Below are 1,601 nucleotides of genomic sequence, written 5' to 3'. Positions count from 1 at the left end.
TCGACGTACGCATCGGCAAGACCGGCGCCGCCGGACTCGGCACCGGCGGCATGCAAACCAAGATCGACGCCGCGCGCATCGCCACCGGCGCCGGCATCCCTGTCGTCCTGACCTCCGCCGACCGGGCCGCTCCCGCGCTCGCCGGCGAGGCGGTCGGCACGCTGTTCCACGCGACCGGACGCCGCCGCCCCACCCGCCTGCTGTGGCTCGCGCACGCCACCGAGCCGAAGGGCACCATCATCTTGGACGCGGGCGCCGTGCGGGCGGTCGTCGAGCGCCGTGCCTCGCTGCTCGCCGCCGGCATCACCGGAGTCACCGGCACCTTCGTCGCCGGCGACCCCGTCGACCTCACCGACGCCGACGGCACCCCGGTCGCCCGCGGCCTGGTCAACTTCGACGCCGAGGAGCTCCCGAGCCTCCTGGGCCGCTCGACCCACGACCTCAAGCGCGAGCTCGGGGCGGGCTACGAGCGCGAGGTCGTGCACCGCGACGACCTCGTGGTGATACCGCCGCGGTAGGTTCGCGCCCGTGCGTGTGCGGGCGGTGGTCGTCGGGCTCGTGCTCGCGGCCCTCCTGCTGCCCGCCGCCCTCCTCACGACCGCTCGTGTCCTCGAGCCGGCGTCCGGGTTCTGGATCCAGGCCGAGGCCTTCACGCCGCTGGCGATCGTCCTGTACGCCGCCGCGCTGGCGGTCGCCCTGGTGCGGGTGGTGGCGGGACGCCGGTGGCGCTCGGCGACGAGCCTCGTCACGGTGGCGGCGCTCGCGGGACTCGTCGTGCACGGCTGGTGGTTCGCCCCGATGCTCACCGGCGCCAACCCGCCCCCGGCGCCGGACGCGGTGCCGCTCACGGTGATGACCGCCAACCTCGCCCAGGACGACGGCGACCCCTACGAGCTGGTGCGGGCCGCGAGCGAGGAGCGGGTCGACCTCCTGGTCGTGGAGGAGATCACGGCGGCGGGCCTGGCGGACATGGATCGAGCCGGTCTCTCCGACCTGCTGCCCCACCGGGTGGGCGAGCCGCGTGAGGGCGGCCACGGCACGATGGTGTTCGCGCGCGCCGAGCTCGGCTCGTCCGAGCCCCTCGACACCTGGCACGAGGGCTGGGTGGTGTCGATGGACGACCTCGTCGTGGTCGCGACCCACCCCCAGGCGCCCACCGAGCCGGACCTGTGGCGCTCCGACCACGCCACGCTCCTCGACGTCGTGCGCGAGCGCCGCCCCGACCTCGTGCTCGGCGACCTCAACGCCACCAACGACCACCGCCCGGTGCGTGCCCTGGTCGATGCGGGCCTGCGCGACGCCGCGGAGCTCGCCAACGCCGGGTGGCAGCCGACCTGGCCCTTCGGCGACCGGTGGCGGCTCGTGTTCGCGCTGCCTCCGCTGGTGGCGATCGACCACGTGCTCGTCGGCCCGCGGCTCGCGGTCGAGGAGGTGCACACGGTCCACCTCCCCGGCAGCGACCACCGTGCGGTCGTGGCCACCGTCGCCCGGAAGTGAAGGCGCAAACGGGCTTGCAAATGAGGGTTGCACCTCGGTTTGCAGGACAGTTATCGTCCGTTTCACGTCCGCGCCCGGGAGGGGCGCGGCTCTCGGGAGGAGAA

At 74.5% G+C, this 1,601-nt stretch carries 2 protein-coding genes; both read left to right on the top strand.

Going from position 1 to position 1,601, the window contains the following annotated elements:
- Positions 1–518: PUA domain-containing protein (locus tag Q0L15_RS22755; RefSeq protein ID WP_366939645.1), on the top strand; the 518-nt coding region annotated here is incomplete at its 5' end.
- A 10-nt stretch (positions 519–528) separates the two neighbouring features.
- On the top strand, positions 529–1,497 hold the full coding sequence (locus tag Q0L15_RS22750; protein WP_296607138.1) for an endonuclease/exonuclease/phosphatase family protein: 969 nt from the start codon (positions 529–531) through the stop codon (positions 1,495–1,497).
- Positions 1,498–1,601 lie beyond the last annotated feature (104 nt).

Source organism: Nocardioides sp. (assembly GCF_024509035.1).
In the GTDB taxonomy this organism is placed as follows: domain Bacteria; phylum Actinomycetota; class Actinomycetes; order Propionibacteriales; family Nocardioidaceae; genus Nocardioides.
This window is presented reverse-complemented; position numbering and strand designations above follow the sequence as displayed.